The organism is Mesorhizobium sp. WSM4821, from assembly GCF_055901555.1.
The window spans coordinates 5,834,136-5,852,746 of the sequence record NZ_CM148371.1 but is presented as its reverse complement, the minus strand read 5'-3'; the positions used below and the strand labels follow the sequence as shown (position 1 = coordinate 5,852,746).

Here is an 18,611-nt window from a genome sequence, read left to right as displayed (position 1 = left end):
CGAGGGTGAAGCTGGATACCGGAAATCTCGCTGAAATACGCAGCGGCGGCGGCCTCTGCCCAAAGACCGATAGGAGTGCAGGCTCCCATGGCGACGATTTCGCTCAAGAACGGCTCCCGGAAACGGAGATTGCACGAACGACGGGCTTATCCCAGACGTCAATGCTCAAGATGCGTTCGCGGTATCCCTGACAGTCCAGCGATCCTGACCAACTGACGGAAAATCGCCGCTGCGTGGGGAATATCGTAAGCGTCGAGATATGCAGCCTCATCTGCTTGGTGGATCTGTTGATGGTGAGGTCGGCATAGGGGCGGAAAACTGGAAGTTTGAAGCCCAGGAAGCCGGAGGTGGTCATGTTGATGACCCGGACCTCTTCGTTGCCGTTGAGGTAGGGGTAGCATTGTTGGTCCGCGGGTGCTGCCATGAAGTAGCGGTCATCGAGATCTCTTGCCCAAAGCGGCGCGCGATTTTTGACCCAGTCATCGTCGTATGTGCCCGCATACTGACGGCGGGGCATCCAATGTCTTTCGACGGCACAGAAGGAAGCAGGCCGCGGCCGATGGTTCCAACTCGAGTAAGCTTCGCCTGGAACGAAAACCGACGGCGCCTTCAGGCCTTCAATTCCCTTGGTTCCGCTTGCGAGTCCAGTGCCAATCGGGTTCCGTGAATCGACATGGCTACCGTCCTCCGGCCATGCGATGCCGCCAAAGGTGTTTTCCCAAACTACAGGCAATTCCCTGAATGGCGCTGGCGAAGACAGGACGGGAGAAACCGCGCCGTGAAGCCAGATACGCTCGCCAACAACCCGCAGCCGCTTGCTGACCGACCCGACGCTGAAGCCGATATCAACCTCCCGGCGGGACTCCGGGTCGGGATTGACCGCATTTCCGATCACCAGGATGTCGGTTCCGGGTTTCATGAAGTCGAAGTCGGTGTCGGCAAGCATAGTTGAAGGCTTCGACGGGTCGAGGTGTCGCGGAGCATAGTCGGGCGGCACCTGCACCCCTGAAGGCTGGCACAGGCCATCATCGTCGACGTCGTAGGTCGCCTTGACGCAGAGCACATAATTGTCCGCGCCCTCGCGGCCGGCAAGGAAAGTATGGTTGGCGGCGAACGGAGTATTGTTGTTAAGGATCCACATGACGTCAGGCGCTCAGGCGGGAGCGCTACGCGCTTCGGCGCGGTAGCGATCGAGGGTCCGCGCCCGCAGCGATCGCTCCTCGCCAAGCAGAGGCGACAATCGTTCGGTGGCCAGCGCGATCCGAAACTGCTGGACGTCCGGAAGGATGGCGAAATCCAGATCACATTGCGCGGCGACTTCATCGGAGACCCGCATAGGATCGTCCGTGAAAAACGTGCCGATGGTCAACTCGCAACCCAGCATGTCGCAGGCGGCGAATCCCGCGATTTCGGCTGTCGCCCCGTTCTCCATCTGGCTGATCAGCCACGGCCATGACGCGGCATCGCCATGGATCCCGACGGCACGAATGGCCTGCGCATCCAGATCGCCTTTCGCGAGCATCGTGCGCACCCATTCCTGGATTTCGTCATCGTCAGCCAGCGTTGCCGCCCGGTCGAGAGCCCGTTGCGCCAAAGCGTCCACAGTCTTCGGATCTTCGACCAATGCCTTGAGGACCTCCAGCGCCCCTTCGCGATCACCGGACTCAGCGAGCAAAAGAGCTGCCTCCAGCCGAACGTTCAGATTTTTGTCGATCTTCAACTCGGCTAGCAACTGCGGCTCGAAAGCGCCTGTTCGGGCGAGAAGACGTACTGCATGCATCCTGACTTCCGGATGCCGGTCCGAAAGCAGAACAGGAAGTCTGGAGCCCAAATCTTGCTCATGCCGTGCGCATGCGGCAAGCGCCGCCACTCGCGCAGGCCATTGCGGCGATTCCAGCCAACCCTGCACGAAAGGCGAAAGCCATTTTGCCGGTGCGAGGGTGACCGCACCATTCACACCGACAATCGATTCGGGATTGTCGGAGACCAGATCGATTACCTTGCCGAGCCGCTGACGGTCGGAAACCACCAGGGCCAGCCATGTGAGAATGAAGAATTCGCCAGCCTCCGAAAAATCTTCGGCTTGGGCGAGCGACAGTTCCCATCCAAGATCACCGGACAGTTCGGCGCCACGCAGGTTCGCGGACAACCGGCGCCAGGCGCGCTGAACGATGATGTCATCTTCGGGAAGCGCTTCGCGTAGTTCCTGATATTGGACCCAGAGACTTGCCCCGTTTTCGATATGACCGCGTACGATTTCCGGTATCGCGGGTCTCTTTTCGCTCTGCCAACTATGCGGTGAGTTACCCGACATCGCGACGTCTACCCGATTGGACGTCACACCCTATCGCACGACCTCGCCCCGTTGCAATTGAACTCGTGCATACAGGCGCGCTCTTGCTGTCGTTCGACATAAATCAGCATGTTCGAGCGATGTGAGCCGGTGACAAATGCTGATGGAGCGAAGTCGCCTTCGCTCCATCACCGACATCGGAGACTTTAGATCTTCAGATCGTGCGTGTGCGCCGGATCAGAACAGCGAATCCGGGAAGGAGAAGTTCTTGGCGTTGTCCTTGGTGACCAGGGTGGCATCGAGGATCCGTTGACCGGAACCTGATCGAGGAGCGCGGCAGCGGTGAGTTCCATCGCGGTGCCGACCATCGCCGGCGGATACAGCACGTCGACCGGGATCATCTTGTCGCCGTCCATGGCTTTCTTGACCATGTCCTTGGAGCCGACGCCGGCGATGACATACTGGATGTCAGCACGCCGACTGCCATGTCGTTGTCCTGGCACCAGACGACGTCGATCTTCGGATACTTGGTCAGGAAGTCCTGCATCACCTTGAACGCGTCGTCGCGGCTTCAATTGCCCAACTGGCGGTCGAGGATCTTGACGCCGGAACCGGCAATACCCTTGTCGAAACCATCCTGTCGCTGCTGGTCAATCGGAATCGGGAAACCGCGAACGACGACGACTTCAGCATTCGGCGTGGTGGCGGCAATGTACTTGCCGGTTCTCTGAACAAGAACACGGCGGCCCAGCGCAAGGTAATTCGAGAGAGTGGCCTGACGCCGCTCGAGTCCATGCTGACAATCCTCCGCGACACTGATGGCCACGTAGCAGCGCGGTTCGAGGCGGCAAAGGCTGCGGCTCCCTCGTCCACCCGCGCCTGTCGTCGGTCGAGATGAGCGGCAACCTCGCGGTCTCCCAAGAGGATGCGCTCGAACAGATAGCGCCCAAAAGGAAGAAGAAGTGACCATCATGTCGGCCGTGAGTTCGAGATCCGAGAGGATCTGCTCAACGACGGCAAAAGTTACGATGAGATCACCATGGCTCTGGAGCCTGTCGTGATCAAACACTATCACAAGCTTATTTCTACCTGCATCAAGCATATCCGCGCCAGCCACCTGACGCTCGACATGCTTCTCGGACGTGCCAAGGACCTCCACGACAAAGGGCGCGCGAAGGTCTACGCGCGCGTGGTGTGGATGATTGCGGAAGGCCTTTCCCGGAAGCTGGAAGGCGCCTTGATTGCGACCAGCCAGACCTCGTGGCCGCGTTCGTCACGCGTTCAGCTTTCCTGGGCGGCGAATGGTGTCTGATTGGACAGGATCCACATTTGAAAACACGCATCCTTACGCGATGGTGAAACAGCGGGCCTTCAAAATTACATGTCGTCAAAATTCGTTCGCATCAGCTGGTCTCCCAGCTTGTGGCGAAGATCTGCTCCAAAGTCGCTTGCGGAGATTGCGGATCGATGTCGAAAATGTCGGAGCGGGCAGTCCACATCACCATTTCGTCGATAGTGTCTCCGTCCTGCTCGACCGGCGGCAACGGCAATGCGGCCAAAGCGGTATCCAGTTCGTCAGGCGTCAGTTCGCCCTGCTGGGCGGCGATGGCAGCCTCTTCGATCCTGGAAAACCATCCGTCGGCGCGAGCCAGCTGAACGGATGCGTCAGGAAGCTGCGCGACGACACTCAGCGGGAACTGCCTGCCGACCCTGTCGGCGCTCTGCAGAATAATGCCTGCCGAGGAGCCGAAAGAAGCCGGGCCGGCCAGGAAGCGCAACGCCATATTGCCCGGCCAAGATTCCGAGCCGATCAGCGGCACGAGATGCTGCGCGAGCCAGCGGTCCCAGGCGCGGACAAAATCCCCCGGCAGCCGCCGCGTGACGAAATCGCCGGTGGCGGGCATTTTGCCGTAAAAGCCGGGCAGGATCATATCTGCGGTGGACATGAGAATTTCTTGAACATCTCCAGATTGTAGGGATTTTCGACGCTGGCCGCCTTGAGCTCGAAATCGGCGTACATGCCTTTCGTTCCCAATCGCAGGCTGTAGACATCCGTCAGCGAAGTGCCGGTGAAACGGCCGCTGCGCAGCATCCTCAGCCACGCCCAGCTGCCGGTCTCGTTGAGCATGATTTCTGGCGAGCCGTCGATCGGCTGGAAGGCGAGCGAGATGACGCCGGTGCCGTCCTTGCCGGGCCAGGTCATCGGCTGCGGCCGGGTCGCGTTGTTATAGTAGACGAGGTTCTGGCCATCGAGATTGAGCGTCACGCGCGTGACGTTGGGAGACAGATCCTTGGGTTCGAGCGTGAAGCTCATCACCGGGCCCGTACCACCTGGAAAGAGATCGTCGCGGATGCGCCTCGCCTGTTCGAACGCCGCCAGGGCCGCCGGGTCAAGGCCGAAGTCGGCGCGCCATTTCCACGGCTGGCTGGCGGTATCGACATAGCTGATCAGGTGGTCGTTGATGAAGGCGTCGATCATCCCGGCCGGCCCGAACAGGCGGGCGAAATCGCGGACATTGACGTCGACCGCGCTTTCCGGGCTGAAAGGATAACGGTCGTTCAGCGCCGCCTGGCAGAACGGCAGGATATCGGCGCGCCAGATGGCGTTGAGCTCCGAGGTGACTGCCTTCTGTGTCAGGCCGCTGGTGTCGCCGGCGATGCCGCCGAGCCAGTCGTCGATCGGATCGGGCAGGATCTGCGCTTGTCTGGCGACTGCTCCCGTCAGTTCGGCGAGGCCACCCTGCTTCTTGATGGCGTCCTGAGGGTCGGGATTGGCCGTGACCGTCTGCAGCACGTTCGAAAGTGCCGTCAGCGCCACCACCGCGGCGTCGAGTGCCGGCGGCTGGCCGTCAACCTCGGCGATGGCGCCCTTGAGTGGCTTGAAGTGTTCGGCCACCAGACTACCGGTAAGATCCACCTCGCTGGCCGAGCCTGCGCGCGGCAGCAGCTTTGCCCCCGTTTTCACGATCTTGCCAAGCTTGCCGAGCTTGCCGAGCAGTTTCGAGCCGCCCTTGGCCGCTGCCTTGTTATCGGCCGGCGCCTCATCGGATCGGGTAAGCTCGGTCTCCTGAACGACTGCCGTAAGCAGGCGCTTCAGCGCGGAGTCGGCGCTTGAAAGATCCTTGAGGTTCTCGCTGGCGACATTCAGGTCGGACAACGGCGCGAGCCTCATATCGCGCAGGAAACTGTCCCATTGCGCGATATAGTCCTCGTAATAGAGCTTCAGAATATCCTCGGACAGCGCCGAGACGGAGGTTTCCGCATTCTCCGAGCAGCCGCCGGCGAAGACCGCCCGGTCCAGCGCCGCCTGCGCCGCGACGTCCTCGACCCGGTCGAGAATGGCATCGTGAAAGCCCGAATAGGTGAATGCGCCCGAAATGCCGACGCGCAGCGTCTTGTCGGAACGCCGTGCAAAAACCTTGGCGCCGTTGGGACCGGCGAAATTCGCGGGGATCCATTCCTTGAGCTCGGCCACCGCCGGGTCGGCCAGCAACTGCCTGTAGGCGCGTGCCGGCAACGAAATCGTGCAAACGGTTTTCAGCGCCTCGGCAACCAGCGCCTGATCCGGGGCGGTGTAGCTGTCGTCGACCGCCATTCGACGGATCGCGGCAAGCTGGTGCTCTTCCGCGTCGGTGGTCGGAAAGGGCGCCGCCGGTGCGAATTCGGGCAAGTCGTTGACCCACCAGTTCTGGACGAAATCGGCATCCATCTGCGACAGGCCCGTCATCATGCGATAGGTTTTCAGCGCTCCCAGCATGAAATCCGGGTCGCGGATCTGCCGCCACATCGTCGCCTCGAGCAGAGCCACCATGTGCGGCTCGAGAATGTTGCGCAGGGCGTGGTCGTAAGTGTCGGCCTGCGCCCGCAGCAGCTCCGCCGAGGCCGATGGCCCCAGCACATCCTGGGCGCTGCTCGGCGGTGCCGTTCGCGCATTTACGACCTCGGCCATCGCATTGAGCGCGCCGTCGATGGCGGGCTGCTCCACCGATGCCGGACTTGCCGCTGCCGCGGTCAGTGGCGCCTGCAGCGCCTCGAACTGGCTCGCCTGCGCGGTGATGGCATTTCGGTTGTCAATGTAGGACCAGGTGAACACAGCACCGGCCAACAGGGCCACGGCGGCACATGCTGCGGCCGCCCCACGCCAGATCCAGGCGCGACGGCGCTGCGCCAGCGGGTCGAACGTTCCCAGGCCCGCTTCCCTGAAGATGACCTCGGTCAGCAGGTTCTTCAGGAAAAAGCTGCGTTTTTCAACGCGCGGCGCCGGCATGGCCCGCCGCGGCGGAAGACCGAAGGATGAAGACAGCGCCGCGGTCAGCCGGTCGATGGGCGCGCCTTCCTGGGTTGCCGACGTCAGATAGAGGCCGCGCAGCCAGGCAGCTTCCTCGTACCGGCTTTCGCCGAACATCGCCTCGATCAGCACCTGGATCGGCTCGGACAGGCTTGTGAGCTGGGCGGGGAATCTGAAGATCTCGGCGCGGGTGGCGAGCTTGTCCTCGTCCTCCAGGCGCGGCACCAGCCGCCGCTCGAGTTCCGTCGCAAGTGTGGCGATTTCCCGCTCTATGGTCTTTGCGTCCACACGCGCATCCAGCGCAAAGGTCGTCCCCCACACCTGCTCGCGCGAGGCCGTCGACAGACCGCCGAAGAAAGCCTCGAACCCCTTGATCAGATCGGCCTTGGTCAGCATCAGATAGACCGGAAGGCGGATTTCGAGCCGGTCGTTGAGCTCCGCCAGCCGACGACGGATCTTGCGGCCATGAGCCTTGATGGCTTCGTCGCCCTCGGAAAGCACGTCGATCGACAACGCAACGATCACGCCGTTCAGCGCCCGGCGGCCGCGGTGCTTTTTCAAGAGGTCGAGGAAGCCCAGCCATTCCGCCGCATCGACGTCGGGCTGGCTCTCCTGCTGCACATAGCGGCCCGCCGTGTCGATCAGAACCGCGTTCTCGGAGAAGAACCAGTCGCAGTTGCGCGTGCCGCCAATCCCCTGCAGGTCGTCGGTGAGATCGATCGGAAAGTTCAGGCCGGACTGGCGCAAGGCCGTCGTCTTGCCGGTGGCCGGCGGTCCAACGATCACGTACCACGGCATCTCGCGCAGGAACTTGCGTCCGCCCAGCTTGCGGCGCTTCAGTTCGGCCATCACCTCGGCGAATTTGGCACCGACGGCGGCGACGTTCTCTTCGCCGGGGCTCAGCGGTTTTTCGATAGCCGGCGCTGCGATTTCGGCGACGAACATGCGATTGGCTCGGATCGCCCGGCGCTGCGCGACGATCAGCCAGATCAGCCAGAAGATGACCAGCAGCGCAATGATGACGATGCGCACAGTTTCCGAGGCGAAGGGTTCGTAAGCACCGACCCTCACGATCGGGCCGAACACCCAGATAACCAGCGACAGCAGCGCAATGCCGATCAGCGTCCACAGCCAGCGCGATGTCAGAACCGCCCACAGGAAGCGCAGGATGAACATCTCACAGCCTCTTTTCGACCAGCACCTCGACGCGGCGGTTCAAGGCCCGGCCCTCGCGAGTGCTGTCGTCGGCAACTGGATCGGTGGCTGCGCGGCCTTCGGAACGAATGCGGTCCTGCGGCACGCCGTTCTGGATCAGCATCTCGGCAATGGTTGCTGCGCGCGCTTCCGACAGCCGCTGGTTGGTGGAGAGCGGGTTGGACCTTTGCAGAGGAACACTGTCCGTATGGCCGACCACCGTGATGTTGCCGATCAGTTCCTGGTTGGCCAGGATCACCTTGGCGATCGATCCGATCAGTGGCTCGAAGCCTTCCGTCAGTTGTGGCCGCGACGACTGGAACAGTTCGGGGTTGGAGGCCTGGATGATCAGCTTGGCCAACGAGACGCTCTCGGTGCCACGGAGCGCGGCTTGGAGATTTGCCGGCGCTGCGGCCTGAAACTCCGGCAACAGCGCGAAATCCACCGCCTCCGGTGGCGGTGCGTCGACCTGTGGCGAGACGCGGCTGATATCGCTGCGCGTGGGCGGCGGCAGCGCGCGAACGAGCGTGGAAAGCTCGACCGCCTGGCTGCTCAACCCCATCGAAAGCCCGATATGGATTGCGGTGGCAAGAACAGCGGCGGCGAGCACCATCACCCAGATCGGAACGATGAAGCGCTGCGGCTCGTCGGATGCGATCACGCCTTTCCAGTTCGGCGACAGCGGCGCGCCGTCGGCGTCGGCATCGCGCAGGAAGCGCGCCGCAGCAACGCGAACGGCATTGAGCGAGCGGTCGCCCGACCGGCCTGGTACACGATATTTGCCGCGGAAGCCGAGCGCCAGGCAGTGATACTGCAGTTCGAGCAGCTCGCGATCCCGGTTCGGATGCCGCTCCAGTTCGTCGAGACGCGTGAAGAACTGCGTGCCGGCATCGACATCGCCTCGAAGCATGACCACAAGCGGCTGGCGCGGCCATGCGCTGGCGCCACCCCATGGCGTGTTCAAGGCCAGGTCGTCGAGCAACGCCGCCACCACCCAGGCCGCCTGGTCGGCGCGCTCCAGCGAGGACCCCGCCGACATTGCCGCATCGCGTGCCCGAACCAGTTCGTCGAGCAACCGGGTGCGCAGAGCCTCCGGGTTTTCCGGCGGCAGCGCGCTTTCAAGCTCAGGCGCGAACTCGAGCAGGGGCGCGAATGCGTTGACAAGTGTGTTGGGATGCGTACGCGACCGTTTCAGCGGTGCGCCCGACAAGAGTGGCGTCATCGGTCGCGGCATCGGCGCGCCGGTCAGACGTATGCGAGTACGTTCACGATCCTCCGACAGTCCGAAAGGATCATCCCGGCTCATGGTCTCACCTGTTTACCGAATAGCAGTCCACCTGCGGCTCGCTCGGCAATACTCCCGACACGCCAATGACGAAGCCGGGGGCATCGAGCAGCGAAGCCCAGTGCTCGCTCTTCTGATCCAGCTCAAGGCATAGCCGATCGCCATCGTAGGGGATTTCGCGCGGCTGGGAATGAAGCGGTTTCAGCGGAATGCCGGGTAGACGGGATTTCCACAGGCCCTCGAACTGATCGGCCGAACCGACAGTCGCCTGGTTGACGAAAATCTTGCGCAAGGCGTCTTCCGACAGCTCGGAGCCGACCCGGATGACGATCCGGCTGGCCACCAGCAGCTTCGGGTTGTCGATGCGGATTTTCCAGACATTGGTCGAATGCCGCATGACGGGCAGTGCGCGTGATTTCGGCTCGATGTAACGCAGGCTCAGGATGAGTGAGCGCAAGGCGTCCGCCAGCGCCGAATAGGCCGGGCCGGGCGCCATGTGATCGTAGGCTGGCAATTCGCTCAGCCGTCGCGCGCTCGAGCCATAGGTCGCCATTGAACCGGCAAGGCCGGCAAGCTCGAGGTAAAGCTCGGCCGGATGGAAAACATCCTGCGCCAGCATATGGGCCAGTCGCGGACGCGCCGCATTGGCGAGATTGAGCATCAGCAGGTCTTCGACGCTGCGCCCTGGCCCGCCCATGACCATCTTGCCATGCGCCTCGGCGATCTGGTCGAGGCCGGTGACAACTTCCAAAAGCAACTGCCGGTACCAGGCCACTGCTCCGGTAACCAGGGTCGGCGGCAGGAACGTCTCATCCAGGGAGACGCCGCCATCGGCCCGGACCCCTTTGACGTCGGCGATCGGCAGGGCGGTGTAGCCGCCCACCGATTTTCCTGGTGCAAGCAGCAGCGCCTGCGGGCGGGCGACTTCGATTTCTTCAGGATCTGAACCGCCCTGGACGGCGTCGCGGACCGAAACGATCCGCCCATGATAGCGTGCTCCGGTGGATGCGGCATGGGCCGGATCGAAGCCGACACCGCCGGCAGGTTCGAGCGGCAATGCGACCAGCACCGGTCCGGCGCCCGTATCGGCGGTGACAGGCAGCGGCCGTGGCGCATCCATCATGTCTGGGATGGAGAACGGGGTACCATCCGGAAAGATGCCCCGTGCGGACAGGATGGAGACCTGGCCAGCATCGAGCATTGCCTGGTCCAGCGTCAGTTGCTGAAAGCCGAACGTATGCAGTTGCCCGGCCTGCAACGCGCCGCGCACGGTCGCCTCGAAAAACCGATCCTGCTGCTGAAAATGCTGGGTCCGCAGAAACAGGCCTTCGGACCACAGCACCCTGTTTGCTTCGCTCATGCCGCTACTTTCTGCATCGAGCACCTCTTGTCCTGGCCGCTAGGCGGAAATGCCACTGCCGCCAAGCGTGACGTTGACGGTAACCTTCGATCCCGCCGACACCGACTTGGTCGTGCGCCAGGTCCGGCCGCCAGGCTCGCGAATGAGGGCAACAAAGCCCAGCGCAGCCGCGTCCGGCTCGACCGTGATGGTTTTGGATGCGGTCTTTCCCGGTCCGACGGAGATCTGGTCGGATCCGATGAGATCGCCTGCGAGTGCGGAGCCGGCATCCCCCTGCAGCGCGAAATAGTCTGCCGAATTGAACTTGCCGGTGCTGCGCAGCCGCATCACAAGGACCGTCACGGGCCGGTCGCCGCCGCCTGGCCCCGGGTTCATGCCGGCAGCGCCGGTCAGGTTGACGGTGACCGCCGATGGTTTTGGCGGACCGCTTTGACAGGCCGCAAGCAGCCCCGTTGCGCCCAGGGCAACGATAAATTCGCGCCGATCGATCATTTTTTCACTCCTCCTCATATGCATCCCGAAAATCAGCGCCGATTTCGCCAAGGAAGCTCGATTCCGCACTCTGGGCGATTTCACGATGGCGTTTCTGGTATAGCTCCCACAGCTTGGCGCTGCGCCCGCCCGAAAGCAGTGTGCCGATGGCGGAGCTCGATTTCAGCTCTTCCTCGATTGCTGCCGGGTCAAAACGGTCGATCATCCGCCGCAAGGCGGACTGCACGCCTCGCCAGGCGCGCACGTGATGTTGCGCAAGATCGCGGACCGCGTCCGCGATCGCCGCGTCGCCGGCCAGAAATCCGGGGCTGCGCTCCGCGATGATGGTCACGATGGCGTCGTCGACCGTCGGCAGAAACTTGAGCGGATTGACTTCTGAGGCCCCGACCACCGTCTGGGCGACGCGAGCGTTTCCCTTTTCCTCGGCCCGCTTGCGCAGCAGCTGCATCAGGCCTTCCATCATCAGCCGATACTCGCGCCCGAACTTCTCCATTTCCGCAACGCTGTCGCGTCCGGGAAAATCGGCCTCCTCAATGCCCATGCCACGCAAGAACGCGGTACGAAGCGCCATGTTCGCCTGTTGCGCCGCAGCCGGGGAGGGGGCAGGTTTGGGAGCAGCGCCCGCACGTGGCGGAGGAGGGATATCTGGCGCCTGTGCCGGCAAATCCCAGGGATTGGCCGACTGTGGTCTTCCGGCGATGTGTTGGCGCTGATCTGTCGAGCCGGCGCCGTTTCTCAAATCCGGCGATGCGGCCGGGCCGAAACCGAAATCATCGAATTCGGATGATTTTCCTGGAGCGGCCTCGGTTTCACCGTTGCGCAAAGGCACCGGATCGAGGCCGAATGGGTCCGCCGCGCCCGGCGCACCACGTGGTTCGGGATAGGAAGCGCCTTTCTGCGCGGGCGTTGATACCGGGTCGAGGCTGAATGGGTCGTCGAAGGCAGGCGAACTGCGCTGGTTGGCCCGCTCGAACGCCCCAGGGACCGGCTGCTCGAACGGGTCCGGCAGATCGGCGGGACGCGGTCGTCGCGGCTCTTCTTCGACCGTGGCTGAAAAGAAGTCATCGCGGCCAATGCTGAGAGGCGCTCGTGACGTCGGCGGCGACCGTTCCGGGACCGATTGGTTGGCAGCCGGTGCTTGAGCGACCGGCGTCTGCAGGTCGACGCATACGATGTAGTCGCCCAGCCTCAGCCGCATGCCGCTTTGAAGACGCACCGACGTGCCAGCGCCAAGCGGGCTGTCGGAGTCGTCTATGAACAATCCGCTGCTTGATGTGTCGGTGACGAAATATCCATCCCGCCCGCCGCTGATCCTGCAATGGGCGCGTGAAACGAACATGTCGGGATCGTCGATCTGCCAGCCTGCGTCCGCGCTGCGGCCGATCACCAGCTCACCCTCGTCCAGCCGGGTCTGCCGGACCGCCTGGGTGCGTGGCCCTTGCTCCAGCGTCAGCAGCAGACTCATGCCGCGACTCCCGCCATTTCCGGCCGCCATCCGACAATTGTCCGCAGCCGCATATCGTCAGCATCGCCCCTTTCAGCGGGCCGCGCAAGCCAGGTGGTTCGGCCAAGCTGTACTGCCCCGAGAAGGGGCTGCGGCACTGCGTCTCGCGCGAGCACGATCCGCAGGTCGACGTCGAGCGATTCCCCGACCATGTCGCGAACGGCCTGTTTGAACATTTTCAAACGCTGACTGCCCGGCAGGAACGCCTTGAACTCCTCATACCCCAGCGGGCCGACGCGGAGTTCGATCCTGCTTTGGCGGCTGAAAACGCGCGGGCCGATCGTCGCCCCGCGGCCCAGCACCGCGTAAGCTTGGGCAAGGCGGGTCTGCAGCGTCGCCGGTATGGTCATCCAGGTGGCAACGAACTCCTTGATCTGGACCGGCACCTTGAACGCTTCCGCCAGGAACAGCGTCAGCCGCTCCGGACCGTCGACCTGGCTGGCGAGCGATGCTGCCTGGCGCAGCTTTACGGCGTCGAGGTCGGGATTGTGGGTGCCAGGAAGTCCGATCCCCGCCATGGCTTCAAGCATGGCCCTTACGCGGCCGCCGACTGCACGTTCGACCTGTACCGCCGGATGCGCATCCGCCCAGGCCCGATAGTACAGGGCGATCATGCGGTGCTGAAGGATATTGACGAAATCGACGAACGTCGTGTCGCTGGTCTGCTGTGCGTCAGCGCCGGTGAACCAGCGCTGCGACAGACGATCAAGCACCCAGCGTGTCAAATGAAGCGGCATGGGACCTTCCGGGCCCATCAGCCCGAGATTTGCGACCGTGACCCGGGCCGGTGCCCCGTCCTTGCCCGATGACTTGTCCTTGCCCGGCGTCTTGTCCTTGGCTTCGCGGAACTCAACCACGTCCTTTGCCGAAAAGCTAAGACGCACATGCTGCCCCAGCCTTGCCGGCTCGCGATCCGCCTGGCCTGAATAGCCGAACAGCCCGCCCCTCCGTTCGAGCCGGCGCAACAGTTCGAAGAAGTCGAATGCATCAGACAGCCCTTCGACCCGGTCCAGGTCGGGTTTGTCTAGATCAGGTAGCGATTGCCGGGCGTCATCGGCCATGGCACATCCTCCTGCTTCTGCAGCAGCCGCGTGCGGGTCCGCACGAAGCCGTTTATTCCGGCATGACGGGCAAACAGCCGCGCAAGCAAGGCCGAAAGCAGCAATGTGCTTTGCCCCGCCAGGACCGACTGGTCCACATGCAACGTCACTTCCGTGCCCCGTCCGAAGCACATCGGCCCATCAATCTGCAGCCGTTCGATGACAGACCGCGAGTCGATGCGAACGATCGAGTGCACATTGCGGGCGAGGCTCGGATCTCCCCGGTCGGCATAAAGATCAAGCAGCGCATGCAGCGGATCGACACCGCGACCGTCCTTGGCAAGGCTGAGAAAGTTGAGCGCCAGCTGCGCCACCAGCCGCCAGGCGAGATTGTCGGCTCGGGATTCGCCTTCGGCGCCCGCGGGCAGGGCGGCCGGGATGGCCGGCTGCGGCGGGCGCAGCGCACCGAGAAGCCGGACCGCTTCGACCGGGTCGCCTGTCTCCAGCGTCAAGGTAGGGGTGTCGTCGAGGATCGGCAGATCGCGGTTGGTGCAAAGCGCCATGATGTCGACACGCTTCAGCGGCCGGTTGGCCGGGCTTCCCACCGGCCGTGAAATCGACAGGAAAACGTCGTCTCCGGTGTATGAGGTGCGGGTTAAGCCGTCGCGCCGCTCATCTTCGGTGGCCCGGCGAGGGCGCCGTTCGGTGGAATAGACCCAGCCGCTGCTGCGGTTCTGGCCCAGGCTGAAGAGCTCCGGAATTTCGGCGTCGGTGCCTTCCGTGTCGGCGTCCTCGACGCGGGTCACCCGATAGATTTCGAAATCCCGCGCCCGCGTGCGGTCGGCATGCAGCACTTGCCGCGTCCTGCGGGGATCGAGTTCGATGACGTTGCAGTCACGCTCGAAGAGGTTGATGATCGGCGTTGCAAAAAGTTCGAAATCCGCCGGTGTCACATCGGCAAGTTCAGGCACCGGACGCCGGAACATGAAGATGATCTCGATGCCGGCCTGGCATCTGCGCACGACCGATTGCAGTCCTGAAACCCGCACATAGTGAAAGCGCTCGGGCATCATGAAATATTCGCGCAGCAGACGGTAGCCTTCGAATGTCGGACGGGTACGAGGCATCAACGCCTCGTCGTCGCTGATGCCGACCATTTCGGGTCCCGGCAAAGGCGATAGCGGATTGGCCTTGCCCTCCGCCCGTGCACCAACGGCCGAGCAGGCACCGAAAATCGCGTCAAACAGCAATGGCGCCTTGGTGCGCCCGGCAAAATGCAGATCAAGCCGGTCAAGCGCCAGTTCGTCGAGCTTGCCTTTTCCGGTCCGAGCCAGCGCAATACGCAGCGCCGCCTCGCCGCTCACGCCGCCGATCGGTGTTATGCCGGCCGCTGCCAACCCGCTGCGATCCTGGAAGTAGCTGACCGACGTGATCGTTATCGGCCACAGCGTCATGTCCTGGGCGGTGGTGAATGTGCAGCGCGTCGACAGGCCTGGTTGCAGGCTGGACACCAGCCGCGTGTTCCGCTTGACGACATGGCCGGCAATCATCGACTGGACCTGCTGGCCGGGTTTCAGCACCGCCATCGCCGTTGCCGGCGCCGGCGTGACCAGATCGGGATAAAGGACATCCAGGACGCTGCGTGAAAACCGCGAACGCTCGGCATCGACTTTCAACCGGGTACGCGCAGCCAGGAAAGCGACGCCGTCAAGCAGCCGCTCGACATACGGATCCGGGCAGGGGACGGTATCCAGCGAAAGATTGCGTGCCACCGCCGGATGCATGTCGGCAAATTCCGCCGCCAGTCCGCGGATATGGGTCAGTTCCTCCTCGTAATATTCTACGAAGACCCGATCCATCTCAGCTTTCCCTGAATTCGGTCCGCGCCAAGCCGTTGTCGAGATTGATTGTGGTGCGCAGGCGCATGCGTTCCGGTGTCGGCGTCATGATCAGCACAGCATCTATCTCGATCTTCAGGCCCACCTTGTCACCAAGGGTCACCGTTACCTTTGTTGCGCTCTCCTTGAGACGTGGCTCGAACGTGGCAAGGACCGAGCGGATCTCGCGCGCCAGGGCCTCGCGATCAAAGTCGCGGGACGAACGGCCCGAGAAGGAAGGCACGCCGTAGTTGACCACACTTCGGCGCACCTCCGGAAAATCGGCTAGCGATGGCGGATTGTCTGTGGCCTGTTCGCCCTCGAGATCGGAAAGAAGCGGAACAGCTTCGAAACGCTCGGTGTTGAACAGGGCCTCGATGTCGCGCCGCACCGCTTCCCTGAGCACTCGGGCCGATACGACCACGCCGCGGCTTTCGATCTCGGCGCGGTGCTGGCTCTGAAAGACCAGGCGGTGCAGGCGCCGCTTCTGATCGGACGTCAGCTCCGCGTCGGCATCGATAAGCCGCGCGCTGCCCGCAAGCAGCGTATCCAGACGCTCCGCGCCAAGTTCGTCCTGTAAGGTCTGGCGCAGCCCGTCGATCTCGGAGGTCACGCCCGGCAGGTCATTGACGAGGCGGTCCCAAAGAGAGGGCTGGACCGCCTCGCGCTTCGCTCGCGAACTGCCGGTGATCTGTAGCTTGTCGGCGCCGGGCCGCCGCGCCTCACTTGCCGACATAGACATCCATTTCGATTTCGTCATCCTTGTCATAGACGAACTTGATCTTCTTGTAGGCGAAGCTGACCTCCTCCTCGATCAGGTCTTCCTCGTCCTCGGCCTGCGACATGTCGTATTCCATGATCGAGGCGTCGGTCAGGGTAACGACGAGATAGTCGCTGGTCTCCCCATCGATGGTCCGGCGGGCGGAGAACACGACTTCGTCCAGCGCCTTGTTGTCGAACAGCGCCTTTTTCAGATAGGGCGAGGACTTGTCATAGTGCTTGGTGAACTTGATCATTCCCAGGGACACACGACCGCGGCGTGAAAGCGAATTCGGATCGTACGGCGCGATTATCTTGTAATCGACCCCATGGACTTCGATTTCATCCTCGTGGCCGTCTCGAACGCTTGGACCTTTGATATCCGGAACCTTTAGAAAACCATCAATTTTCACTGGCATTGTCTTTCTCCACCGCTTTTAAAACAGAACAAGATGTGGTTGCTGCGAATCAAGTCTTCACGGACGGTAGTTCCGACACCAGCCTGAGCGAGGCGTTGATGCCTTCCAGCTGGTAGTGCGGACGCAGATAGAAGCGGGCGTTGTAATAGCCCGGCCGCCCCTCCACGCTGTCGACCTGGACCTCGGCCGCGGCAAGCGGGCGCTTGGCGCGCGCCTTGTCGTCGGCGAAGGCCGGGTTGGCCAGCACGTAGCGGTTGATCCACTCGGTCAACCAGATCTGCATGTCGGAGCGTTCCTTGAACGATCCGATCTTGTCGCGCGCAATGGCCTTGAGGTAGTGCGCAAAGCGCGAAACCGGGAAAAGATAGGGCAGGTTGGCGCTCAGCCGTTCATTCGACTGGGCGTCGGGATCGACCAGCCGCCCGGCGCGTGTCTCGTCGTCCTGCAGCGAATGCGCACCGATGAAGGCTGCAAGATCGGTGTTCTTGCGGTGCAGGATCGGCATCAGGCCGAGCTTGGCCAGTTCCGCCTCGCGCCGGTCGTCGATGGCAACCTCCGTCGGACATTTCATCGCGATCGATCCGTCGTCGGTGGGGAAGGAGTGCACCGGCAGGTTGATGACTGTGCCGCCGTTCTCGACGCCGCGGATCTGCGTGCCCCAGCCGTAGAGCTTGTGACTGCGGTTTATGTTGACGCCCATCGGGAAGGCCGCGTTCATCCAGACATATTTGTTGTGATCGGCCTGCACCTCTTCCTCGAAAGTGAAGCCCTTCACCGGAACGGTTTCCGAGCCATACGGCAGTCGCGCCAGAACACGTGGCATGGTCAGGCCGATGTAGCGCGCGTCCTCGCTCTCGCGCAGCGATTGCCACGAAGCATAGGCCGGGTTCGAGACGATCATCTGCAGGTCCTGCGGGTTCGGCAGTTCCTGCCAGCTGTCCATGCGGAACAGGCGTGGCGAGGCGGCCGCGATGAACGGCGTGTGGGCGGAGGCGCAGATGCCCGAAATGTTGCGCAACAGGCCGACGTCACGCGGATGGTTGGAGAATTCGTAGGCGCCGACCAGGCAGCCGATCGGCTCGCCGCCCAGCATCGAATACTCGTCCGTATAGACTTTCTTGAAGATCGGGCTCTGGTCCCACATCTGGCCTTCATAGTCTTCAAGCGTGTCGGCGAGCTGCTCCTTGGAAATGTTCATCACCCGGATCTTCAGCTTCTGATCCGTCTCGGTGTTGTTGACGAGATACCACAGGCCGCGCCATGTGCCTTCCATTTCGCGCACTTCCGGCGCGTGCAGGATCTCGTTGACCTGCTCCGACAGCATCTTGTCGATGCCCGCGATCAGCGACTTGATCGACTTGATCGCGTTGGACGAGATGGTCGTGGTGTCGGAACGGGACTGCGCCGCGAGCGCAAGATTGCGCACGAGTTGCTGCAGCTTCTCGCTGTCGTCCTTCTTGACCTTGAAATCCTTCTCGAGGAGCCCGCTGAATTCTCCCAGGTCGATGGCTTCCGCCTCAGCGGCGACGGCTGCGGTTTTTTGTTGTTCGGCCATGATCTACTCCTGAACCTTTTCGTCGTCGGATAATGCCTGGTTGGCGATCTTGCCGAGAAGCGGCTCGTTGTTCAGAAGCTGCGCGATGCGCTTTTCGGCGTCGACACGGCCGTCCATGAAGCCGAGAAGTTCCTCGAGCTGACGACGCATCTTGAGGATTTCGGCCAATTGCGGAACCTGCTCGGCGATCTTGTCCGGCGCGAAATCACCCATTTTGGTGAAGGTGAGGTCAAGCGCCAGTTCCTCGTCCCGCTCGGCGCCTTCAGCCTGCGGCAGCGTATTCTTCACGCGGGCTTTGACGCGTGGCCCGAGTGCCTCCATGAATTTGGGGAAGCGGTTGGCGTCGGTCTCGACAAAGGCGCGGTCCAGCACCGATTTCGACGCTTCCTTGGTCTGTGAAGCGCCGGAAAGATCGGCCAACACGCCCATGACAAACGGCAGTTCGATCGTCGTCGGGCTGCCATAGGTCTCCACGTCATAGGCGATCTGCACGCGCGGTGCGCGATTTCGTTCGATGACCTTCGCTTTGCTTTCGGCTGGCATGG

The 18,611-nt window shown here is 62.6% G+C and carries 15 protein-coding genes and 1 pseudogene; 1 reads left to right on the top strand and 15 read right to left on the bottom strand.

Features of this window, described 5'->3' with window-relative positions; translation table 11 throughout:
* Nucleotides 1–103: 103 nt before the first annotated feature.
* From AC0NID_RS28645 to AC0NID_RS28635, 3 genes and pseudogenes are all read right to left on the bottom strand, one after another.
* Complete coding sequence (locus AC0NID_RS28645; RefSeq protein WP_473455812.1) at nucleotides 104–1,141, bottom strand: DUF2169 family type VI secretion system accessory protein; 1,038 nt, start codon at nucleotides 1,139–1,141, stop codon at nucleotides 104–106.
* Nucleotides 1,142–1,153: 12 nt separating this feature from the next.
* Nucleotides 1,154–2,314, bottom strand: coding sequence for a HEAT repeat domain-containing protein (locus AC0NID_RS28640; protein ID WP_473455810.1), 1,161 nt, complete (start codon nucleotides 2,312–2,314; stop codon nucleotides 1,154–1,156).
* A gap of 216 nt (nucleotides 2,315–2,530) precedes the next feature.
* Nucleotides 2,531–3,020 (bottom strand): annotated as a pseudogene (locus tag AC0NID_RS28635) (substrate-binding domain-containing protein); the annotation flags it as partial.
* A gap of 330 nt (nucleotides 3,021–3,350) precedes the next feature.
* Here AC0NID_RS28635 and AC0NID_RS28630 point away from each other — a divergent pair.
* Nucleotides 3,351–3,605, top strand: coding sequence for a hypothetical protein (locus AC0NID_RS28630; RefSeq protein ID WP_474033354.1), 255 nt, complete (start codon nucleotides 3,351–3,353; stop codon nucleotides 3,603–3,605).
* 91 nt (nucleotides 3,606–3,696) lie between these two features.
* On the opposite strand, the gene tagF is transcribed toward AC0NID_RS28630, so the two are convergent.
* The 12 genes from tagF to tssB are packed head-to-tail and all read right to left on the bottom strand — an operon-like array spanning nucleotide 3,697 to nucleotide 18,609.
* Complete coding sequence (gene tagF / locus AC0NID_RS28625; RefSeq protein WP_473455809.1) at nucleotides 3,697–4,239, bottom strand: type VI secretion system-associated protein TagF; 543 nt, start codon at nucleotides 4,237–4,239, stop codon at nucleotides 3,697–3,699.
* Nucleotides 4,221–7,757: a type VI secretion system membrane subunit TssM gene (tssM, locus tag AC0NID_RS28620; protein ID WP_473455808.1), complete on the bottom strand. Its 3,537-nt coding sequence runs from the start codon at nucleotides 7,755–7,757 to the stop codon at nucleotides 4,221–4,223. The genes tagF and tssM overlap by 19 nt, the downstream gene beginning before the upstream one ends.
* Before the next feature lies 1 nt (nucleotide 7,758).
* The gene (gene icmH, locus AC0NID_RS28615; protein ID WP_473455807.1) at nucleotides 7,759–9,081 is read right to left on the bottom strand and encodes a type IVB secretion system protein IcmH/DotU; all 1,323 of its coding nucleotides are present in this window, start codon (nucleotides 9,079–9,081) and stop codon (nucleotides 7,759–7,761) included.
* 4 nt (nucleotides 9,082–9,085) lie between these two features.
* Nucleotides 9,086–10,420, bottom strand: a complete 1,335-nt coding sequence (gene tssK, locus AC0NID_RS28610) for a type VI secretion system baseplate subunit TssK (protein WP_473455806.1) — start codon at nucleotides 10,418–10,420, stop codon at nucleotides 9,086–9,088.
* Nucleotides 10,421–10,459: 39 nt separating this feature from the next.
* Nucleotides 10,460–10,912 carry a type VI secretion system lipoprotein TssJ gene (tssJ, locus tag AC0NID_RS28605; protein ID WP_473455805.1) on the bottom strand — a complete coding sequence of 151 codons (453 nt, stop codon included), beginning with the start codon at nucleotides 10,910–10,912 and terminating at the stop codon, nucleotides 10,460–10,462.
* A gap of 4 nt (nucleotides 10,913–10,916) precedes the next feature.
* Entirely contained in the window at nucleotides 10,917–12,377 is a 1,461-nt protein-coding gene (gene tagH / locus AC0NID_RS28600; RefSeq protein ID WP_473455804.1) for a type VI secretion system-associated FHA domain protein TagH, read from the bottom strand.
* Nucleotides 12,374–13,477 (bottom strand): type VI secretion system baseplate subunit TssG, encoded by a 1,104-nt coding sequence (gene tssG / locus AC0NID_RS28595; protein ID WP_473455803.1) that lies wholly within the window; start codon nucleotides 13,475–13,477, stop codon nucleotides 12,374–12,376. Before tssG ends, tagH begins: the two co-directional genes overlap by 4 nt.
* The gene (gene tssF, locus AC0NID_RS28590) at nucleotides 13,441–15,315 is read right to left on the bottom strand and encodes a type VI secretion system baseplate subunit TssF (protein WP_473455801.1); all 1,875 of its coding nucleotides are present in this window, start codon (nucleotides 15,313–15,315) and stop codon (nucleotides 13,441–13,443) included. Before tssF ends, tssG begins: the two co-directional genes overlap by 37 nt.
* A 1-nt stretch (nucleotide 15,316) precedes the next feature.
* Nucleotides 15,317–16,069, bottom strand: a complete 753-nt coding sequence (gene tssE, locus AC0NID_RS28585) for a type VI secretion system baseplate subunit TssE (RefSeq protein ID WP_473455876.1) — start codon at nucleotides 16,067–16,069, stop codon at nucleotides 15,317–15,319.
* Nucleotides 16,056–16,511, bottom strand: coding sequence for an Hcp family type VI secretion system effector (locus AC0NID_RS28580; RefSeq protein WP_023801311.1), 456 nt, complete (start codon nucleotides 16,509–16,511; stop codon nucleotides 16,056–16,058). The genes tssE and AC0NID_RS28580 overlap by 14 nt, the downstream gene beginning before the upstream one ends.
* Nucleotides 16,512–16,560: 49 nt before the next feature.
* Complete coding sequence (gene tssC / locus AC0NID_RS28575) at nucleotides 16,561–18,066, bottom strand: type VI secretion system contractile sheath large subunit (RefSeq protein ID WP_145722233.1); 1,506 nt, start codon at nucleotides 18,064–18,066, stop codon at nucleotides 16,561–16,563.
* Between the two features lie 3 nt (nucleotides 18,067–18,069).
* A complete protein-coding gene (gene tssB, locus AC0NID_RS28570) occupies nucleotides 18,070–18,609 on the bottom strand; it encodes a type VI secretion system contractile sheath small subunit (RefSeq protein WP_473455800.1) in 540 nt (179 codons plus the stop codon).
* Nucleotides 18,610–18,611: the final 2 nt, after the last annotated feature.